Raw genomic sequence first — 20,187 nt, 5'->3', positions numbered from 1 at the left:
ATGAGCCGGGGACTATCCGCGCTGCGGGCGCTCGTAGCGGGCTTCGTCGCCGCTGCGCTGACGGGGTTTGGCGGCCAAGCCAGTGGCGCCTCGGCAACGGATGCCGGCGAAGCGATTTTCCAGCGCGGCGAGCTGCCTTCGGGGGCGCCGCTCGACGCGATCCGCGATGGCGGCATGCGAATGCAGGGGGCCGCCGCGGCCTGCGTCAATTGCCATCGGCGCAGCGGCCTCGGCGCCAAGGAGGGCTTTGGCACCGTGCCGCCGATCACCGGGCGCTATCTCTTTCACCCGCGCGCCAAGAGCCTCGAGGACCTCGACCTCCCCTACGTCGAGGGCATGCGGGCCGATCGCGATCCGTATACCGATGACACCGTTGCCCGAGCCATCCGCGAAGGCCTGGACTCGGAAGGCCGGCCACTCAACTACCTGATGCCGCAATTCGCGCTGAACGATGCCGACATGGCCGCACTGATCGCATACCTGAAGCGGATGGACCAACGCAGGCCGCCGGGGGTCACGGACACGGTACTCCATTTCGCTACCATCATCACGCCCGACGCGGATCCCGTGAAGCGCCGCGGCATGCTGGATGTGCTGGACCACTACTTCGCCGACAAGAATACGTTTCCGCTCGGGCCGACCCCTGCGCTACGCACCTCGCGCAAGATGATGTTCATGGTCAATCGCCGCTGGCAACTGCATGTCTGGGAACTCACCGGCCCGGAAGCGACCTGGCTGGATCAACTCAAGCGGCATCTGGCGGCGGAGCCCGTCCTTGCCGTGGTGTCCGGGCTCGGCGGCAGGAACTGGGCGCCGGTCCATGCTTTCTGCGAGCAGGAATCCGTGCCATGCCTGTTTCCGAATATCGAGGTGCCAGTCAACAGCGATACCGATTTCTATTCCCTGTATTTCTCCAGCGGCGTGCTGCTGGAAGCGGACCTGATCGCGAAGAAGATCCTGGATGCGGGCAGTGGCAAGGTGGCGAAGTCGGTGCGCCAGTTCTATCGTGCCGGCGACAGCGGGGAGCCGGCGGCCAAGGCGCTCGCCGTCAAGCTGAAGGGGCACGGCGTCGCGGTATCCAGCCACGCTCTCGCCAACGGCGAGAGCGTGGCTCAAGCGCTGCGCGGCGCAGCGGGCGCGGACGCGCTCATGCTGTGGCTGCGGCCTGGCGACATCGCCGCGCTTGGCAACGCGCCGCCGCCGCGCGCCGACGTGTTCATGTCTGGCCTGATGGGCGGGCTCGAGCGCACGCCGTTGCCTGCGGGCTGGCGCGGCGTGACTCGCCTCGCCTATCCCGTCGACCTGCCAGAGCGCCGGCGTGTGCGCGTGGACTATGCGCTGGGCTGGTTTGCGATCCGGCGTATCCCGGTCGTCGCCGAGCAGACGCAGGCGGACACGTTTCTTGCCTGTGGCCTGCTGGCTGAGACGCTGAGCCACATGGTCGACGCGTTTGCGCGTGACTATCTGGTGGAGCGCATGGACGACATGATAGAGCGCCGCATCATCACCGGCTACTATCCACGCCTGACGCTTGGGCCGGGCCAGCGTTTCGCTTCCAAAGGGGGATACATCGTCCGGTTCGCGGAGCCTGAGCATACACGGCTGACCGTGGACGGGGAGTGGACGGTGCCGTAGGGAAGCATCCAGGTGAAGGTCCATCCGGAGGGATGTGCGGATTGCCATGATCCGCTAGCGCAGCGTGTCGATAATTGCTGAAGGAGGTTTCCATGAGCGCGTTCAAAGAACGATGGGGCAGGGCGCTGGTATCGGCCCTTGCGGCGGGGAGCACGATCGCGGCGGTGATGCCGTATGCGCTGGCGCACGATGGCGCCGATCCGCATGCGCATCACCACATGATGCGGGACACGCGCACATCCACCGCGGCCTACTCACTGCCATCCGTGACGCTGGTACGAGACGATGGCCGTACCGTCTCCCTGAAGGATGAACTGGACGACGGCCGCCCCGTGGTCCTGACGTTCATCTATACCACTTGCACATCCGTTTGCCCGGTGATCAGCCAGACGCTCTCGCAATTGCAGGGCGAGCTTGGCCCGAACAGGGACAAGGTGCACATGGTGTCGATCTCGATCGACCCGGAGCAGGACACGCCGTCGCGCCTGCGGGAATATGCGATGAAGTTCGGAGCGGGTCCCGAATGGCAGCACTACACCGGCGCTGTTGCCGCGAGCGTTGCCACGCAGCGCGCATTCAACGTCTATCACGAGGACAAGATGAACCACAGTCCCGTGGTATTCCTGCGTGCGGCGCCGGGCAATCCATGGCTGCGGATCGATGGCTTTGCTACCGCGGACGAGCTGTTCCTTGCCTATCAGAAGCTGGTCGCAGCTAACTGACTGGAGCATGATCCGGCTTCTGGCGCCTTGCAGGGATCTCCGTCAGGTCCCTGCAAAGCGCCGGAATGCCGACAGTAGACGTTTCGCTGGCCGGCAACGCGGATGCCGGACGTCCCGTCTCAGCGCTCTGCTCCCACCGCCGGGCTAGCCGCCATCACCGCCGGCGCCACCATCTGCGCGAGCAAGCGCAACACGGCCACCTCGGTCTGCGTCCACGCGCCGCGCGCCGCAAGGAAGTTGAACGTCCCTACGCATTGTCCGCGCTCACATACCGGTACATTGACCACGGCCGAAAGCGCAAGCCCGCGAATCGTCGAGATATCGTCGAACACGGCTTCAAGCGCCGCGTCTCCCTCGCCCACGAAGACCTCGCCCTGATGCAACACCCAGCGTGTCCACGGCGTATCAGCCTTGTACTTGCGGCCGCCCACGGGGTAGGCGGCAGTGTCGGAGGACCATAGCCGCACCACTTCGGAGCTGGCGCGCCGGTAGGCGTTGATGGTGAGCAGCCCCGGGCCCAGCAGCGCGGCAGTGGCGCTGCCGATCGCATCGAAGGCGATGGCGGGCTTGGCTGCGCGCGCCAGCGTGTCGCATAGCGAGGCTAGCAAGGCCACAGGCAAGGTCACGACGGAGGGCGCGGCATCATTCACGATATCGGTCACGGCTTCACTCTCCCTTGATGCCCAGGTCCCGAATCAACTTGCCATAGCGGTCCGCGTCGCGGCGCAGGATGGTGCCGAACTGCTGCGGTGTGGAGGTGGCGGTTTCCACGCCGATGGCGTTCATCTTTTCCTTCACGTCCGGCAGTGACATGATGCTGTTGATCTCCTGGTTCAGGCGTGCCACCAGCGCTGGCGGCATGCCGGCCGGGCCGAAGGCGCCGTACCACACGGACAGCTCATAGCCGGGCACGGTCTCGGCCACGGTGGGCACGTTGGGCAGCAGCGGCGAGCGCTTGGCTTCGGTCACGGCGAGCAGGCGCAGCTTGTTGGCCTTGACGTGGGGCAGGGTTTGCGTGCCGGCGGAGAACAGCAATTGCGTTTGCCCGGCCACAGTGTCGACCACGGCGGGCGCGCCGCCCTTGTAGGGCACATGCAGCATCTGCACGCCGGCCATCTTTTCGAACAGCACCGCGCTCAGGTGGTTGGTGGAGCCAGGGCCGGCGCTGGCATAGGCCAGCTTGCCGGGGTTGGCGCGCGCGTAGGCGATCAGCTCCTTGACGTTGTGCGCGGGTACCGATGGGTTGACCACCATGGTGTTGGTGACAAAGGCCAGCAGGCCCAGCGGGGTGAAGTCTTCCACGCCGCGAAAGGGCATGTTGGGCATCAGCGCGGGGTTCATCGCGTGCGTGCTCATGGAGCCGACCAGCAGCGTGTAGCCGTCGGGCTTGGCGCGCGCCACCATGGCAGAGCCGATGTTGCCGGATGCGCCGGGCTTGTTGTCGACGATCACCGGCTGGCCGAGCGAGCGGGTCAGGTGCTCGGACAGCACGCGGGCAAGGATGTCGGTGGAGCCGCCGGCGGCCCACGGCACGATCAGCGTGATGGGCTTTTGCGGGAAGGGATCGGCGGCGCCAGCGCCCGAGGCGGCGGCAAACAGCGAGAACGTGGCAAGGCCCAGCAGGCAGCGCTTCAAAACGGCTTTCATCTCTTTCCTTCTCCGATGGCTATGCGAACCGCACGGTGCGATCCGGTTTGATTCGATCCTGCAAGTCGGGTCCAGCAGACAGTGGACCAGTGAGCCAATGCATCGTCAGCGGCCCACGGCATATCCCTGCATGCCACGCGCATTGGCGCCGGCGCGCAGCACCAGCCGCCCCTGCGCATCGCGCTCCCGCGTGCAGGCGGACATCCGCCCCTCCGACCAGGGCTCGCCCACCTTGACCTCATGGCCGCGCGCGCGCAGCGCCGCGATGGTGTCCTCGGGCAGCCGGGACTCCACGCTGAGCCGGTTGAGCACCACCGAGCGCGGCCAGAACGAGCCGGGGAAATGATCGACATGCCAGGCAGGCGCATCGATGGCTTCCTGCAGGTTCATGCCGTGCACGGCGTGGCGCAGGAAGAAAGCGACGGACCATTGGTCCTGCTGGTCGCCGCCGGGGGTGCCGAAGACCATATAGGGCTCGCCGTCGCGCAGCGCGAGCGAGGGCGACAGCGTGGTGCACGGGCGCTTGCCCGGCGCTAGCGTGTTGGGCAGGCCCGGCTCCAGCCAGGTCATCTGCAGGCGGGTATTGAGCGCGAAGCCCAGCTCGGGAATCACCGGGCTGGACGACAGCCAGCCGCCCGATGGCGTGGCCGCGACCATGTTGCCCTCGCGGTCGATCACATCGATGTGGCAGGTGTCGCCGACGAAGATCTCGCGCTCGGCCCATTCCGCTACCGGCGGCATGGCCGCAAAGGTGGGCTCGCCCACGCCGAAGCGCACATCGGCGTGGCGCAGCGTGCGCTGCGCCGCGCCAAGGTCAGGCAGGCGTGGCGCGCGGCCATCGACGGTGCCCGGCAGGATGTCGAGCGAGGCGCGTTCGCCGATCTGGCGCGCGCGTGCGGCGAGGTAGCCGGGGTCGAGCAGGCCAGCCAGCGGCGCATCGCCAAAGTTGGGGTCGCCGTACCACGCCAGGCGGTCGGCCATGGCCAGCTTGGCCGCCTCGGCAATGCGGTGCACGAACTCGGGCGAGGTGGGCGCGTGCGCGGCGAGATCGGCGTGGCGTAGCATGCCGAGTTGCTGCAGGAACGCCGGGCCCTGGCTCCAGATGCCGCACTTGGCCACCGTATAGCGGCCAAAATCCAGCGTGGCGGGCGCCTCCACGGTGGGTGTCCAGTGCACCATGTCTTCATGGCGCAGCAGTCCTTTATGCCGCTCGCCAGTGGTGTCGCGCACCGCCTGGGTACGGCAGAAGCTGTCGATTTCCTTGGCGACGAAGCCCCGGTACCAGCCATCCAGCGCGGCGTCGATCTGCTGCTCGCGCTTGCCGCTGGCGGCTTCGGCCGTCTCGACGATGCGGGTATAGGTGCGTGCCACGCCAGGCAGCGTATGCAGGCTGCCCGGGCGGGGCACGCGGCCATCAGGCAGCCAGACATCGGCCGAGCTGTGCCATTCGTTCTGGAACAGTTCGCGCACCGCCAGGATGGCTTGCGAGATGCGCGGCACCAGCGGGAAGCCGTCGCGCGCATAGCCGATGGCGGGGGCCAGCACATCCGCCAGCGTCCAGGTGCCATAGTCGCGCAGCATGGTTAGCCACGCGCCGAAGGCGCCGGGCACCGTGGCGGGCAGCAGGCCGATGCCGGGCACCAGGTCCAGTCCCATGGCGCGCATCGCGGCCGGGTCGGCCAGCGCGGGCGCCGGGCCTTGCCCGCAGATGGCGCGCACCGCGCGTTCGCGCTCGCTCCACAGCAGGATGGGCACCTCCCCGCCCGGGCCGTTCAGGTGCGGCTCCACCACCTGCAGCACAAAGCCGCCGGCAACGGCCGCGTCGAACGCGTTGCCGCCGCGCTCCAGCACGCTCATGGCGGTTTGCGAGGCCAGCCAGTGGGTGGACGAGGCCACGCCAAAGGTACCGACGATTTCCGGGCGGGTGGTGAACATGGAGACTCCGTGGCGGATCGGGCAGGGTGGCGAAACGCGCTGGCGCTCAAGCGCGCAACGCAAGCCGAGTGGGTTGGTGCCAGGAAGTATAAGGTCACCGGATAACTGTTTTTGGTCAATAAATTATCGTTGCATAACAGATTGGTTATGCATAGCACGGGCCATGGCCGCACTCGGACTAGCCCTTCGCCAACGCGAAGAGCAGAAGCAGGACATTCACAACGATTAATGCGTACAACACCAGCATGGGCGCCGGCGTGCTCCGGCACTGCGCAACCACTTTGTGCAAGCGCCCGTCCCGTCCGCGTTTGAGCAGGTAGGCCAGGCTCATGCCGAACGCGCCAAACCAGGCCAGGTTACCAAGAGTGCCCTTGGGGCCGGAGGCCGTCTTGTTGGCGAGAGGGGGCGCAGCGGCGACCGTCGGCAAAGCGTGGACGGATGTTTCCGTCGTGGTGGCGGTCATGGCCGGTGGCGCGTTGTGCAGCGCGGCCATCGGCTGCGCCGGAGCTGGCGGATTCTGTCTGGGGGGCATTGGCCTTGCTGCTTCGCCGCGTCGTGGGCTGCTATGCGCTTCCAGCTTCTCGTGCCGCTTGCCAGAGCGATTGGCGTCCCGGGCTGACTTCGGCCTGGCATCGTGCTGCGGCCATTGTGCGAAGACACCGTCAAGACAGTGCACGGAGTCGCAAGCGTCCCGCTTCTTGCGCCAGGCTACGATGTCCGCTTTGCGAATTGCACCCGCGTGGAGCTGCCGTTGCTGCTCGGCATAGATGCGCTCATAGCCAATCGACAGAAGGGCGTAATCGCAGATAAGCCGCGCCGCGCGTGGGCGTTTGTCTGCTTGCCGCGCGCATGCCAGGTGGCTTGCGGCCGGGCCTTGGCAGCCGGCAGGGGCCACACCGGGCGCTGTTTTACAGACGATGTCGGACGCCTGCGCACCAGGAATGACAAACAGGCTCAATGCGAGGAGGACGGCCAGGTGGCCTGTGACCCTGTTCATCGTGTCTTCTCATAGAAGTGACGATTTCGGCGCTGAGGTCCAGCCGGGATCCGCCAGGCATTGTGCTACAACGTCATGACCGCGGTCCGCGCGTTACCGCACGTACGCTGCCAGTGCCAGTGCCAGTGCCGGTGGTTCAAATGTGCCCTAGTAGAATCAAAGGCTTGCAACGCGCACAGGCCCAGGACTTTCATTGCCCTCACCAGTCGACAAACTCCAGCACAACCTCATCTCGCGCCTGCGCCTGAAGCACCTCGCGCTGCTCCTGGCGCTGGACCGCCAGCGCTCGGTCTCGCGCGTGGCGGCCGAGATGGACCTGACCCAGCCCGCCGTGACCAAGGCGCTGCGGGAGATCGAGGAGATCTTCATGGTGCCGCTGTTCGTGCGTTCGCGCCGGGGGCTGGAGCCGACTGGGACCGGCGCGGCGGTATTGGCGCATGCGCGGCTGGCCATGGCGGATACGGAGGCGCTGGGGCGGGAGCTGGCGGTGATCGGCGCCGGATTGCATGGGCGGCTGCGCATCGGCGTGATTCCCTATGTGGCGCCGGTGGTGCTGGACGCGGCCTGCTCGCACGGCCTGCAGCAGCAGCCGCGCGTGGCGGTGCTGGTGCGCGAGGGCACCACGGATGAACTGGTGGCGGCGCTGCGCGCGCACGAGCTTGATTGCGTGATCGCGCGGTCCTTTTACGCGCCCGGCGACGACATCGCGCAGACGCCGCTCTACCGCGAGGAACCGGCGCTGGTGGTGCCTGTGGACGCCGCTGCGCGGCTCGCGCGCGGCAAGCTGGACTGGCAGCGCCTGGCGGCGCTGGACTGGATCCTGCCGCCCGCGCACACGCCGATCCGGCGCACCATCAACACGCTGTTCGCCACCGCCGGCGCGGTGCCGCCCACGCCAATGGTGGAAACCTATTCGATCAAGACCATCGCCACGCTGATGCGCAACCAGCCACGCGCCATCACCATCGTGCCGCGCGCGGTGGCGGCCGAGCTCGCAGCCACTGGCAGCGCGGCTGTGCTGCCACATACGCTCACGTGGGACCTGCCCGCGGTGGGCGCGATGTGGTTGCGGCGCACGGAGCATAGCGAACCGCTGCAGGCGCTGGTGCGGGCGTTGCTGCAGGCGGTGGCGGTGAAGGGGTGAAGCAAACCGCGGCAACAGGATGGTCATCACCGATGTCATCCATGTAGTCCGCCACGCGATGGCCGTCGGCTGCCGCCCTATAGCGCTCGCCTGGCGATTTGCTGCACCATGTCGCAAAGCACCTTGGCCGTGGGCGAGAGCGGTACGCTGTGCCGGGTGATCAGGCCCAGGGTCCGCGATACCTCGGGCTCGACCAGCGGGATGCCGCGCAATGTGGCATGCGCCTTCACGGGCAGGGCCAGGCGCGGCACCGCGGCGACGCCCAGCCCGGCTTCGACCAGCCCGAGCAGCGTCGACACATGCGCCACCTCAAAAAAGCTTGTCGGCCTGCGTTCGCAGTTTGCCAAGGCAGAGTCAATCAGTACGCGATTGCCGCTGGAGCGGTCGACAGTCATGAACCGCTCGTCGGCCAGCTCCGACCACCTTACGCTTTTGCGGCGCGCAAGCGGATGCGTATGGCAGACAGCTAGCACAAACTTCTCGCTGAAGATCCCTTCAAAGGCCACGTCCGGCTCCTGCGTTCCGATGAAGTTGATGCCGAAGTCCGCGCGCCCGGTGATGACGGCATTCAGCACGGTGTTGGCGCTCTCATCCAGCACACGGACACGGATGCGCGGGTAGTGCTGCGCAAATCGCAGGATCACCGATGGCAGGAAGTAGTAGGCGGCGGACGGCACGCAGGCCACCGTCACCAGGCCGCTGCGTTGCGCGGCAAGGTCCGTGATGTTCAGCACCCCTCCCTCAAGCTCCTCGAGTGCCGCCCGTGCGTGATCCAGGAACAGGCGTCCGACGTTCGTCAATGCAACGTGGCGCGTGCTGCGTTCGAACAGCTTGACACCCAGGATGCCTTCGAGCTTTTCAATGCGCCGGCTCAGTGCCGGCGGCGAGAGGTGGAGGTCGTCCGCAGCCGCGCGGAACGACAGCCGGTCCGCTACGGCCACGAATGCCTGTAGTTCCTGCAAATCGAAATTGATGCGTGCCATGCAACGAAGTCTCCTGGGATTGCAATATACAGATGATTACCTTGAGGACATCATAAATGCATGAGCAAAGACATTCCCTGTGTATTGATGCGTGGCGGCACTTCCCGCGGACCCTTGTTCCGTGCGGACTGGCTGCCCGATGACCCGGCCAGGCGGGATCAGGTATTGCTGTCGGCGATGGGCTCGCCCCATGCGTTGCAGGTCGATGGGCTTGGTGGTGGCAGTTCGCTGACCAGCAAGGCGGCGATCGTGTCGCGCTCGCATCGGCCAGGATGCGACATAGATTATCTGTTTGCGCAGGTTGCGGTCGACAGGAATCGGGTCGACACCCGTCCCAACTGTGGAAATATGCTAGCCGCCGTGGCGCCATTTGCCATCGAGGAGGGCTTGGTGCACGCTGGCCAGTGCGCGACCACCATCCGCATCTTCAACGTCAATACCTCGTCAGTCGTCGAAGCCGTGGTCCAGACCCCGGGCGGCCAGGTGACCTACGCCGGCGATACGCGGATTGATGGCGTTGCCGGGACCGCGGCCCCGATCATGCTGAACTTCCTGGATGCATGGGGGCGCGTGACCGGCGCCATCTTCCCGACCGGGAACACGATCGACGTGATCGACGAGGTCCTGGTTACCTGCATCGATGCCGCCATGCCTCTCGTAGTCGTTCATGCGGCCTCGCTCGGCGTGCGTGGAGACGAAACCCCCATGGCGCTCGATGCCAATATGGCGATGCTCGCGCGGCTGGAGTCGCTGCGCAGGGAGGCTGGTCGCCGGATGGGGCTGGGCGACGTCAGCAACAGCGTCATTCCGAAGCCCGTTCTCGTCAGCCGCCACGGCAGGGCGAATGAGATCACGTCGCGCTATTTCACCCCTTCGCATTGCCACGCGGCACACGCTGTGACCGGTGCAGTCGGTATTGCAGCGGCCTATTGCGTGCCTGGGACAGTGGCCAACGGGCTTGCTTCGACGCTCTCGCCGGAGGGCCGCATCGTGGTGCATCACCCTGCCGGCAGCATCGAAGTCCACGTCGAGCTGGAGCGTGATGGCGGCCCGCCGCGCTTCCGCCGCATCGGGCTAGTGCGCACCGCCAGACGCATCATGAAAGGCATGCTGTCCGTTCCCGACGAAGTGCTGGGCTGACGTCCAGGGCGCTTCGACCAGCATCGCATCACGACAAAAAACACCAGGAGACCATCATGACTTGTACCTTCAGGCACGCCTGTGCCATCGCGCTGGCCCTCACTGTCGGCGTGGCGCACGCCTTCCCCGACAAGAACATTACGATCGTCGTTCCAACCTCGGCGGGTGGCGGCAACGATGCCATGGCGCGCGTGATCGCCCAGCGCATGAGCGTGTCGCTCGGCAAGCCGGTAGTGGTGGAGAACCGTGCCGGCGCCAACGGCGCGATCGCATCCGAGTATGTTGCGCGGGCCAAGCCGGACGGGCATACCATCCTGTTCGGATACATCGCGACGCATGGGATCAACCCGGCTCTTCAGAAGCTGCGCTACGACCCCGTCAAGGATTTCGCGCCGATCGGCATGGTCGCCAATTCCCCCACCCTGGTTGTCGTCAACCCGATGGTGAAAGCCGGCGATATGCAGCAACTGATCGATCTGGCACGTAACAAGAATGCGAACCTGAACTACGCCTCAGCGGGCAACGGCACCGCCCCCCATGCCGCGGCGGAACTATTCAGGCTCGCCACGCAGACGTTGATGGTGCACGTGCCTTACAAAGGATCCGCGCCGGCGCTGGTCGATACGATCGCGGGCAATACGCAGATCATGTTCCCGAGCTTGTTCACCGCCTACCCGCAGATCCGCAACGGCAAGGTTCGCGTTCTCGCCGTGGCCAGCAGCAAGCGCACGCCGCTGCTGAGGGACACGCCGACACTGAACGAGCTGGGGATCGATGTCGCGGTCGATCAGTGGTATGCCATGTTCTCCCCCGCAGGCACGCCCCCGGAGATCGTCGCCAGGCTGAATGCGGAGCTCAATGCAGCGCTGCGCGACCAGGCGGTCGCGGAGAAGATCGCGGAGCAGGGCGCCTACGTGCAGACCAGCACGCCACAGGAACTCGGCGCGCTCGTGCGCGCCGAGGTCGCCAAATGGAAGCGGGTGGTTCAGGCGGCCGGCATGACCACGGACTGATTCCGGCAATTCCCGGTGTGCGGCGCCAGCCCCGGCACCATCGGTGTATCGCACGATTCGCGCACCTCCTTACCTCACAACGTGGCCTCGCAACATGGCCTCACAACACCCAACCACGGGGGACAAATGAACCGACACCGCCTCGCCATGCGCGTCGCAAAACACACTTCGCTCGGTGCGATCTCAACACTGATGGCGTGCGCAGCGCATGCCCAATCCAGCGTGGCGCTGTACGGCATCGTCGACGCCGGCATCCGGTACGCGACCAACGCGAATACGGCCAGGGACGGCAAGCTCGAACTATCGGAGGGCGCGCTGAACGGGTCGCGATTCGGACTGCGGGGTAGAGAGGATCTCGGCGCAGGGACTGCAGCGGTCTATGTGTTGGAAGCGGGCTTTGACCTCGGCACGGGAAGTGCCCTGCAGTCATCCGTCGCGGGCTATGGCCAAGCGTCATCCGGTGGCACGGGGCGCATGTTCGGCCGGCAGGCTTTTGTCGGGATGCAAAGCCGTTTCGGCGCGATCACACTGGGCCGCCAGTATGGCGTCGCCTATCAGGCGATGGCAGGCGCGCAGATCTTCGGCAACCCGAACCTGGACACGCTGGCGATCGCTCGCGTCTATACCGGTAGCCGGCAAGACAATGCGGTCAAATATGAAGGAAAGGCCGGCAGCTGGAAGCTGGCCGCGCACCACGCCTTCGGTGAAGTGCCCGGCAACACGCGCGCCAATGCCAGTACCGGGATCAGCCTCGGCTACGACGACAAGAAATTCCAGGCGAGTGCGTTTTACCAGCAGGCCCGAAGTGCCAATGGCGCGCAGGCAAGAAAGACCGTGGGCGCTACGGCCGGATACGCGAGCGGCCGCCTGAAAGCGACTGCCGGATACCTCACTAACCGCTACAACGCCGCTGGCACCCGAAACGAAGTCATCATCGGCGGCGTCAGCTATCAGTTGTCACCGGCCTGGCTGGTCGGCGTGGGCGCATTCCACGATGAGCAGAAGGACCCGGGCGGCCGGCGCTCGGCCGCCTATCTTCTCGCCGACTACCGTTTCTCCAAGCGCACGGATGTCTATGTCGAAGCCGACTACAACCGCATCACTGGCGGATACTCGCTGATCAAGTCGCAAGGAAGGGTGGGTGGCAAGGTGGGCGCGATGGTCGGGCTTCGGCATGTTTTCTGATGCATCGTTCGCAACCGCGGCTTGCCGGAGCGCGCAAGCCGTTTGTCCGGATGCGATCGGGCGCCGCTCAAACGGCTTCGGCCTCACTCAAGCATCTCGAACTCCCCGAAATACGCTTCATTCAACGTCAGTCCCAACCCCGGCAAGTTATCGTCCAATTGCAGGTACCCCCTGTCCGGCGCCGGCTCCCCCTTGAAGATGTAGTAGAACAGCTCATTGCCCACTTCCACGTCGTGCACCGGAAAGAACTCGGACATCGGCGATGCGGTCGAGGCCATGGTGAGGTGGTAGTTGTGCATCTGGCCCGCGTGCGGGATGACCGGCACGGACCAGGCCTCGGCCATGGCGTTGATCTTCTGCGCGGCGGTGATGCCGCCAACCCGGTTGGTGTCGTACTGGATCACGTCCACCGCGCGGCGCTCCAGCAGGTCCTTGAAGCCGTAGGAGGTGAACTCATGCTCGCCGCCGGAGATGGGGAAGGGGCTCATCTTCTTGAGTTCGGCGTAGCCTTCGATGTCGTCGGCAATCACCGGTTCTTCCAGCCAGCGCGGGTTGAATTCGGCCAGGCGCGGAATCATGCGGCGGGCGTACTCCAGCGTCCAGCCCATATAGCACTCCAGCATGATGTCGACGCTGTCGCCCACCAGCTCGCGCAGCAGGCGCACTTGCTCGATGTTCTTCTGCATGCCGGCGGGGCCATCCTTCGGGCCGTAGCCAAAGCGCATCTTCATCGCCGTGAAGCCCTGGTCGAGATAGCTCTGAGCCTCGGCCAGGAAGGCGTCGCGGTCATCGTTGTTGTAGAGCTTGGAGGCGTAGCACCAGATCTTTTCCTTGGTGCGCCCGCCCAGCAGCTTGAACACCGGCTTGCCCACGGCCTTGCCCATCAGGTCCCACAGCGCGATGTCCACCGCCGAGATCGCTGCCATGCCGATGCCCTTGCGGCCCCAGGCATGAGTGCGGCGATACATTTTCTGCCACAGGTATTCATTGTCGAAGGGATCCTGGCCAATCACGATCGGGGCCAGGTACTGGTCGATGATTTCCTTGGCCACGCGCGGCGCCAGCGCGCAGTTGCCGATGCCGACGAGGCCCGTGTCGGTCTCGACTTCCACCACCAGCCAGCCGTGGAAGCGGAAGGAGCCCATGGCGTCGCCGCGCTCGAACAGGATGTCGGTGGCGTTGGTGCAGAAGTGGGCCTGCGGGGGCACGGTCTTGCCCTTCCATTCAAAGACGCGGGTGCGGATGTTGGTGATTTTCAAGAGAGTCTCCGTGGGTTTGGTTGCCGGTGGCGAATGGGTGGCGGGCTTAGAGGGCTTAGTGGGCTTGGTGGGCTTAGCGGGCTTAGTCGGCTTTGCGGGCCGCGCGGCTGCTGCCCATCTGGCAGGCAATGCGGAAAGCCTGCAGCGTGGCGCCGAGGTCGGCGCGGCCTTGCTGCGTGATATCGAAGGCGGTGCCGTGGGCCGGCGTGGTGATCGGCACCGGCAGGCCGCCCTGCACGGTGACCCCGCGCGAGAAACCCATCAGCTTGATGCCGATCTGGCCCTGGTCGTGATACATGGTGACGATGGCGTCGAACTGCCGCTGCGCCGGGCCACCCTGTACCTTGAGGAAGATGGTGTCGGCGGGGAACGGGCCATCGGCCGCCACGCCGCGCGCCTGTGCGTCGGCCACGGCCGGCGCGATGATGTCGATCTCCTCGCGTCCGAAGGCGCCGTTGTCGCCGTTGTGCGGGTTCAGGCCACATACGGCAATGCGCGGGCGGGCCATGCCGGCGCCGCGCAGGGCCTGGTCGATCAGGTCGATGGCGTCGCCCACGCTGGCGCGGTTGATCATGGCGGGCACGTCCTTGAGCGCCACGTGCGACGTCACGCGGGAGGTCCACAGGCCATCAAGCACATTGAACTCGCAGAAGGCGCCGTGGTAGCCAAGCTTCTCGGCGAACCAGTGCAGCTCGTCGTTATGCCCCATGCCGGCGGCATGCAGCGCGCTCTTGTTGAGCGGGCCGAACAGGATGGCATCGGCCTTGCCGGCGTCGGCCAGTTCCAGCGCCAGTGCCAGCGTGCCGAGGCTGTAGCGCCCGCCTTCGGCGCTGGCCACGCCGCGCTGGTAGGCGGGCTTGCCGTCGAGTTGCCAGTGGAACAGGCGCGCCGCGTTGTTGCTGTCATTGCCGGCGAACACCAGCGAATCGGTTTCGCGCAGTGCGATGTCAACACCGGCCACCTGCATGCCGTGACGCCATTCGTCGCGATCGGCAATCAGCAGGATATCGGCGCGCGCCGCGGTATCGGGGTCCGCGAGCAGCTTGGCGATCAGTTCGGGGCCGATGCCGGCGGGGTCGCCGAGCACCATGGCGATTCTGGGTCGTTGGGTCATGGGGTTCTCAGAGTGATCGGGAGATGTTGGTTCAGTCCAGCTTGACGCCGAGCTCGGCAATCATCTTGCCGTAGCGCGCATATTCGGCGCGCGAGAAGGCATCGAACTGGGCGGCATTGAGTGTGCCTGGCAGCGCGCCTACGTCGTTCAGGCGGCGCACGGTGTCGGGATCCTTGAGTACGGTGGCCAGCGCGGCGCCCAGCTTTTGCAGCGTGGCGGGTGGCGTGCCGGCGGGGGCGTAGACGCCGTACCAGGCATTGGTCTGGATGCCCGGCACGCCGGCTTCGGCCAGCGTGGGCACGCTCTGCAATAGCGCCGAGCGCTGATCGGCGGTGACCGCCAGCGCGCGCAACTTGCCGGCCTTGATATGGTTGATGACGGACGGCATGGTCTCGAAGCTCATGTCGACCTGCCCGCCCATCAGGTCCACCAGCGCGCTGCTGCTGCTCTTGTAGGGCACGTGCAGCAACTTGCCATGGATCTGGTGCGCAAACGCCGCGCCGGCCAGGTGCTGGGTGCTGCCGACGCCGGAGGAGCTATAGCGGAATTTGTCGGGATTGGCCTGGATCTGCGCCACCAGCGACTTGACGTCGCGCGCCGTCACCTGGTTGTTGACCACCAGCACATTGGGCACCGACGACACCAGCGCCACCGGCACCAGGTCCTTGAGCGGATTGAATTGCAGCTTGAGCAGGTGCGGCGCGATGGCCTGCGAGGTGACCACACCCATCAGCAGCGTGTTGCCATCGGGCGCGGACTTGGCGGTCATGTCGGCGGCAATGGTGTTGGAAGCGCCGGGCCGGTTGTCCACCACCACGGGTTGCTTGAGGATGGCGGCGAGCTTGTCGGAGACGATGCGGGCCATGACGTCGGTGCCGCCGCCGGGCGCGGCACCCACCATCAACCGTACCGGGCGGGTATCTTGCGCGTAGGCGCCGGTAATGGCGGTGGCAATTCCCAGCAAGCCGGCGAGGGCGCCGGACATCCATCGTTTCATCATTGTCTCCATCATTGTTATGGGCCTGCGCTGATGTGCTGATGCGCGGATAGCCAGACTATAAGGATGGGAGTGATATCTGACTAATGATGTTTATTGAATGGGTGATTACCTGCGGGAATACGTGGGGAAGCCCCCTGGTGTGTCTTGCACGCCCTGCGGCCGGTCTGAAACGCCCTTTCAGGCTGGCGAGCACCCGGCACGCAGCAGCTTGATCAGTTGGCCGGCCGCGGCGGACAGCGAGCCCCCGCGCCGGGTCACGATGCCAAAGGTCTGTTGCCGGGACTGCATCCGCACCGGCAGGATCCGCAGCAGCTTTTGCCGGGCAAACAGCTCCGCCACGCTGGTCGGCAGCAGTGATACCAGCCTGGCGCTGCGCTGCAGCATGGTCACGGTGACAAAGGTGGAGGAGGTGGAGATCGCGTTGGGCGGCATGCCCAGTCCCGCCATGTCCAGCTCCCGCTGCAGCAGGGCATGCATGGGCATCTGGCCGGGATAAACGATCCAGCGGTAGCCGGCAAGGTCGGCAAAGCCCAGTTCCCGGCCGCGCGGCGCCGCGTGGGCATAGCCCACCACCACGGAGATCGGCTCGTCGCCCAGCGGCTCGTAGTGATAGCTGGCGGGCTGGTCGCTCACCAGCGCACGACCGATGACAAGGTCCAGGCGGCCATCGTCGAGCAGCGCCAGCATGCGCAGGCTGGTGTCCTCGACGATCTCGATGGACAGGTTCGGCTGGTCGGCCTGCATGGCATCGAGCGCCGGCACCAGCACCTGCGGCACCGCGCCCATGATGGTGCCCACGGCCAGGTGCCCGCCACGGCCCGAGCGGATCTCGGCCATGTCCTGGCACAGCGACGTCAGGTCCGTTGCCAGCAGGCGGGCATAGCGGATCACGCAGTGGCCGAACTGGTTCGCCCGCATGCCGGTCTTGGAGCGCTCGAACAGCGGCGCATCGAGCATGCCTTCCAGCTCCTGCAAGGCCTTGCTGGCCGCGGACTGCGTCATGGCCATGGCCGACGCGGCCTGGTGCAGCGATTTGTGGTCGTCCAGCGCGATCAGCAATTGCAGTTGCTTCATGCGCAGGCGGGACATCAGCACGTCCAGCGTGGCTTTCATGTGCGTTCGGGTTCCGGAAGGGTGACGGCCATGTGAGCGGTCATGTGGGCGGCCACGTGAGTCGTAAAAGCGATCACGAGATGGAAAGGTTTCAATATACAGCGCGGCGTGGCGCGCCGTATATTCATTCCCTGCCGCAAGTCGCCGAGCCATAACAAGGAGAGAGACACCATGCCCAATATCCATCCCGCCTACCGTGGCGTATTCCCGGTGGCGCCCACCATCTTCGACGAGCAGGGGGGCCTCGACCTCGACGGCCAGCGCCGCTGCATCGATTTCATGATCGACGCCGGCTCCAACGGCATCTGCATCCTGGCGAACTTCTCCGAGCAGTTCGTCCTCACCGACGATGAGCGCAGCCTGCTGATGGCCACGGTGCTTGAGCACGTGGCCGGCCGCGTGCCGGTGATCGTCACCACCACGCATTTCAGCTCGCGCATCTGCGCCGAGCGCAGCCGTGCCGCGCAGGATGCCGGCGCCGCCATGGTGATGGTGATGCCGCCGTATCACGGCGCCACCATCCGCGTGCCCGAGCGCGCCATCTACGAGTTCTTCGCGACCGTCTCGGCGGCGATCGATATCCCCATCATGATCCAGGACGCGCCTGTCAGCGGCACCACGCTGTCGGCGCCGTTCCTGGCGCGCATGGCCAAGGAGATTGCCAACGTCTCGTACTTCAAGATCGAGGTGCCGCAAGCCGCGGTAAAGCTGCGCGAGCTGATCGCGCTTGGCGGCGACGCCATCGTCGGCCCGTGGGATGGCGAGGAAGCCATCACGCTGATGGCCGACCTCGATGCCGGCGCCACCGGCGCGATGACCGGCGCGGGCTTCCCCGATGGCATCCGCATGATCGTGGATGCCTACCAGGCCGGCGACACGGAGCTGGCCGCGCAGCATTACCAGCAATGGCTGCCGCTGATCAACTATGAGAACCGGCAAGGCTGGCTGGCAACCGCCAAGGCGCTGATGAAGGAGGGCGGCGTGATTGCCTGCGACGCGCTGCGCCATCCCTTGCAGCCCATGCACCCGGCCACGCGTGCCGGCTTGCTGCAGATCGCGCGCCGGCTGGATCCGATGGTGCTGCGCTGGGGCAAGTAAGGCGAGCCGTGGCTGACGTGAGCTGCTATCCCCTATCCCCTATCCTCTAACCCATATCCATATCGAACGACTGGCGGCGCCGCTGACGCGCCGCTTTTTCATTTCAAGGACCCAAGATGAACCTCACAGGCGAACTGCTCATTGGCCGCCAGTCCGTGCGCGGCACCCATGGCGAGATCCGGGCCATCGATCCCGCATCCGGCGAAACCCTGACACCGGCTTTTGGCGGCGCCACGCGCGCGCAACTGGACCAGGCTTGCGCGCTGGCCGCGCAGGCGTTCGATGTGTATCGCGAAACGCCGCTTGAGCAACGCGCCGCGCTCCTCGAGAAGATCGCCGCCAATATCCTGGAGCTCGGCGACGCGCTGATCGCGCGCTGCGTCAGCGAGAGCGGCCTGCCGCGCGCCCGCATCGAAGGTGAACGGGGGCGCACCGTGGGCCAGTTGCGCCTGTTTGCCGGCGTGGTGCGGCAGGGCGACTTCCTCGGCCTGCGCATCGATCCCGCGCAGCCGGAGCGCATGCCGCTGCCGCGCGTGGACCTGCGCCTGCGCCACATCGCGCTGGGCCCGGTGGCCGTGTTCGGCGCCAGCAATTTTCCGCTGGCGTTCTCGGTGGCGGGTGGCGACACGGCGTCGGCGCTCGCCGCCGGCTGCCCGGTCGTCGTCAAGGCGCATCCGGCGCATCCCGGTACCTCGGAGCTGGTCGGCCGTGCGATCCAGAAGGCGGTGGAAGAACTTGGCTTGCCCGAGGGCACGTTCTCGCTGCTGTTCGATTCCGGGCTGGAGATCGCGCAGGGGCTGGTCAGCGATCATCGCATCAAGGCGGTCGGCTTCACCGGCTCGCGCGCCGGCGGCACCGCGCTGATGCAGCTCGCCGCAGCCCGCAGCGAGCCGATTCCCGTCTACGCGGAAATGAGCAGCATCAACCCGGTCCTGCTGTTCCCGCACGCGCTGGGCAACCGCGCTGATGCCATCGGCAAGGCATTCGCTGCCTCGCTGACGCTGGGTGCGGGCCAGTTCTGCACCAATCCCGGCCTGATCCTTGCCGTGGACGGCCCGGATCTGGAGCGCTTCCTGGCAACGGCCGAAGCGGCGATTGCTCAGATCCCGGCTTCAACCATGCTCACGCCCGGCATTCACCGCGCTTACGGCGCGGGGGTGGAAACCATCGGCTGCCATCCGCAGGTGAGCACCGTGGCGCGTGGCCAGGCGGGTGTGCAATACCAGGGACAGGCCACATTGTTCTCCACCACCGCGCAAGCGTTCCTTGAACACGAGGCCCTGCGCGCGGAAATCTTCGGCGCGGCGTCGCTGGTGGTGCGTTGCCCGGACCTGGCCACCATGCAGCACGTGGTGGAATCCCTCGAAGGGCAATTGACCGCCGCCATCCACATCGATGAAGCCGATTACGACACTGCGCGCAGCTTCCTGCCAGCCTTGGAGCGGCGCGTGGGCCGGATCTTGGTGAACGGTTTCGCCACGGGTGTGGAAGTCAGCCACGCCATGGTGCACGGCGGCCCATATCCGTCCACGTCGGACGGGCGTTCGACTTCCGTCGGCTCGCTGGCGATCGCGCGCTTCCTGCGTCCGGTCTGCTACCAGGACATGCCCGCGGCTTTGCTGCCGCAAGCGTTGCGCGCGGGCAATCCGCTGGGCCTTGCGGTGCGGGTGGACGGCGAAATGCAATCCAGCCGTTAGCCGTTAGCCATTAGCCCTTAGCTCACCTGTTCCATCTCGCTTCAAAGCAAAGCGCGCGGCGCGGCTGTCAGCCGGCACCGCGCGCGGTGAAACCGCTTGCTAACGGATGCATCAAGCGTTGGCACCCTCGGTGAAGACATCGACCTTGCCGCTGCGGGCGCCGTCGGTGTAGGCATCGAAGCTGCGGGCCGGCGTAGCCGATACGCCGGTGCGATCCAGGCCGGCAACCAGCGCGCCATCGGTGTACGGGTCAAACTTGCCGGCACGTGCGCCGTCGGTATAGGCATCGAATCCGCGAGCCGGCGAAGCCGAAACCCCCGAGCGGTCCAGGCCGGCGATGCGTGCGCCTTCGGTGAAGGTATCCAGCTTGCCGCTGCGTGCGCCGTCGGTGAAGGCGTCGGTTGCGCGGAAGTCGTAGCCGTACTTGTCGGCGGGGACCGAGGTGCGGAATTCATAGCCGTACTTGTCGCCGGCGAGGGTGTCCTTGGCGGAAGCGGCCTGCCTG

18 protein-coding genes are annotated in these 20,187 nt (G+C 66.1%); 8 read left to right on the top strand and 10 right to left on the bottom strand.

Annotated elements, in window-relative coordinates:
• Together AC1DQR_RS32695 and AC1DQR_RS32690 are read left to right on the top strand one after the other, a co-directional pair.
• On the top strand, positions 1 to 1,635 hold the full coding sequence (locus tag AC1DQR_RS32695) for a cytochrome c/ABC transporter substrate-binding protein (protein WP_416050900.1): 1,635 nt from the start codon (positions 1 to 3) through the stop codon (positions 1,633 to 1,635).
• 92 nt (positions 1,636 to 1,727) lie between these two features.
• Positions 1,728 to 2,357, top strand: a complete 630-nt coding sequence (locus AC1DQR_RS32690) for an SCO family protein (protein ID WP_477134484.1) — start codon at positions 1,728 to 1,730, stop codon at positions 2,355 to 2,357.
• Positions 2,358 to 2,476: 119 nt separating this feature from the next.
• Here the strand turns inward: AC1DQR_RS32690 and AC1DQR_RS32685 are convergent, their stop codons facing one another.
• The 4 genes from AC1DQR_RS32685 to AC1DQR_RS32670 form a co-directional block, all read right to left on the bottom strand.
• Positions 2,477 to 3,019, bottom strand: a complete 543-nt coding sequence (locus AC1DQR_RS32685) for a GAF domain-containing protein (protein ID WP_477134483.1) — start codon at positions 3,017 to 3,019, stop codon at positions 2,477 to 2,479.
• A 4-nt stretch (positions 3,020 to 3,023) separates the two neighbouring features.
• Positions 3,024 to 4,004 (bottom strand): Bug family tripartite tricarboxylate transporter substrate binding protein, encoded by a 981-nt coding sequence (locus AC1DQR_RS32680; RefSeq protein WP_477134482.1) that lies wholly within the window; start codon positions 4,002 to 4,004, stop codon positions 3,024 to 3,026.
• Between the two features lie 105 nt (positions 4,005 to 4,109).
• Complete coding sequence (locus tag AC1DQR_RS32675; protein WP_477134481.1) at positions 4,110 to 5,939, bottom strand: gamma-glutamyltransferase family protein; 1,830 nt, start codon at positions 5,937 to 5,939, stop codon at positions 4,110 to 4,112.
• 178 nt (positions 5,940 to 6,117) lie between these two features.
• Positions 6,118 to 6,936: a hypothetical protein gene (locus AC1DQR_RS32670; RefSeq protein WP_416050895.1), complete on the bottom strand. Its 819-nt coding sequence runs from the start codon at positions 6,934 to 6,936 to the stop codon at positions 6,118 to 6,120.
• Between the two features lie 193 nt (positions 6,937 to 7,129).
• Here AC1DQR_RS32670 and AC1DQR_RS32665 point away from each other — a divergent pair, with 193 nt between their 5' ends.
• Positions 7,130 to 8,080, top strand: a complete 951-nt coding sequence (locus AC1DQR_RS32665; RefSeq protein ID WP_416050894.1) for a LysR family transcriptional regulator — start codon at positions 7,130 to 7,132, stop codon at positions 8,078 to 8,080.
• Positions 8,081 to 8,157: 77 nt separating this feature from the next.
• Here AC1DQR_RS32665 and AC1DQR_RS32660 read toward each other — a convergent pair whose 3' ends face one another.
• A complete protein-coding gene (locus AC1DQR_RS32660; protein WP_477134480.1) occupies positions 8,158 to 9,063 on the bottom strand; it encodes a LysR family transcriptional regulator in 906 nt (301 codons plus the stop codon).
• A 60-nt stretch (positions 9,064 to 9,123) separates the two neighbouring features.
• Here AC1DQR_RS32660 and AC1DQR_RS32655 point away from each other — a divergent pair, with 60 nt between their 5' ends.
• The 3 genes from AC1DQR_RS32655 (at position 9,124) to AC1DQR_RS32645 (ending at position 12,401) form a co-directional block, all read left to right on the top strand.
• Positions 9,124 to 10,203: a 4-oxalomesaconate tautomerase gene (locus AC1DQR_RS32655; RefSeq protein ID WP_416050892.1), complete on the top strand. Its 1,080-nt coding sequence runs from the start codon at positions 9,124 to 9,126 to the stop codon at positions 10,201 to 10,203.
• A 56-nt stretch (positions 10,204 to 10,259) separates the two neighbouring features.
• Positions 10,260 to 11,216 carry a Bug family tripartite tricarboxylate transporter substrate binding protein gene (locus tag AC1DQR_RS32650; protein WP_416050891.1) on the top strand — a complete coding sequence of 319 codons (957 nt, stop codon included), beginning with the start codon at positions 10,260 to 10,262 and terminating at the stop codon, positions 11,214 to 11,216.
• 126 nt (positions 11,217 to 11,342) lie between these two features.
• Complete coding sequence (locus AC1DQR_RS32645; RefSeq protein WP_416050890.1) at positions 11,343 to 12,401, top strand: porin; 1,059 nt, start codon at positions 11,343 to 11,345, stop codon at positions 12,399 to 12,401.
• Between the two features lie 83 nt (positions 12,402 to 12,484).
• On the opposite strand, the gene AC1DQR_RS32640 is transcribed toward AC1DQR_RS32645, so the two are convergent.
• From AC1DQR_RS32640 to AC1DQR_RS32625, 4 genes are all read right to left on the bottom strand, one after another.
• Entirely contained in the window at positions 12,485 to 13,660 is a 1,176-nt protein-coding gene (locus tag AC1DQR_RS32640; RefSeq protein WP_416050889.1) for an L-rhamnonate dehydratase, read from the bottom strand.
• An 82-nt stretch (positions 13,661 to 13,742) separates the two neighbouring features.
• Entirely contained in the window at positions 13,743 to 14,774 is a 1,032-nt protein-coding gene (locus AC1DQR_RS32635) for a 4-hydroxythreonine-4-phosphate dehydrogenase PdxA (protein WP_477134479.1), read from the bottom strand.
• A 31-nt stretch (positions 14,775 to 14,805) separates the two neighbouring features.
• A complete protein-coding gene (locus tag AC1DQR_RS32630) occupies positions 14,806 to 15,771 on the bottom strand; it encodes a Bug family tripartite tricarboxylate transporter substrate binding protein (RefSeq protein ID WP_477134496.1) in 966 nt (321 codons plus the stop codon).
• Between the two features lie 180 nt (positions 15,772 to 15,951).
• Positions 15,952 to 16,887, bottom strand: coding sequence for a LysR family transcriptional regulator (locus tag AC1DQR_RS32625; protein WP_477134478.1), 936 nt, complete (start codon positions 16,885 to 16,887; stop codon positions 15,952 to 15,954).
• 171 nt (positions 16,888 to 17,058) lie between these two features.
• Here AC1DQR_RS32625 and AC1DQR_RS32620 point away from each other — a divergent pair, with 171 nt between their 5' ends.
• Together AC1DQR_RS32620 and AC1DQR_RS32615 are read left to right on the top strand one after the other, a co-directional pair.
• Positions 17,059 to 17,985 carry a dihydrodipicolinate synthase family protein gene (locus tag AC1DQR_RS32620; protein WP_477134477.1) on the top strand — a complete coding sequence of 309 codons (927 nt, stop codon included), beginning with the start codon at positions 17,059 to 17,061 and terminating at the stop codon, positions 17,983 to 17,985.
• A gap of 116 nt (positions 17,986 to 18,101) precedes the next feature.
• A complete protein-coding gene (locus tag AC1DQR_RS32615) occupies positions 18,102 to 19,682 on the top strand; it encodes an aldehyde dehydrogenase (NADP(+)) (protein ID WP_477134476.1) in 1,581 nt (526 codons plus the stop codon).
• 111 nt (positions 19,683 to 19,793) lie between these two features.
• Here the strand turns inward: AC1DQR_RS32615 and AC1DQR_RS32610 are convergent.
• Positions 19,794 to 20,187, bottom strand: a 394-nt coding sequence (locus AC1DQR_RS32610) for a copper resistance protein CopQ (protein ID WP_477134475.1), incomplete at its 5' end; no start/stop codon positions are given.

This window comes from Cupriavidus sp. 05L411, from assembly GCF_056398045.1.
The sequence above is the reverse complement of the archived record's forward strand: the minus strand, read 5'-3'. Positions and strand labels throughout refer to the sequence as shown.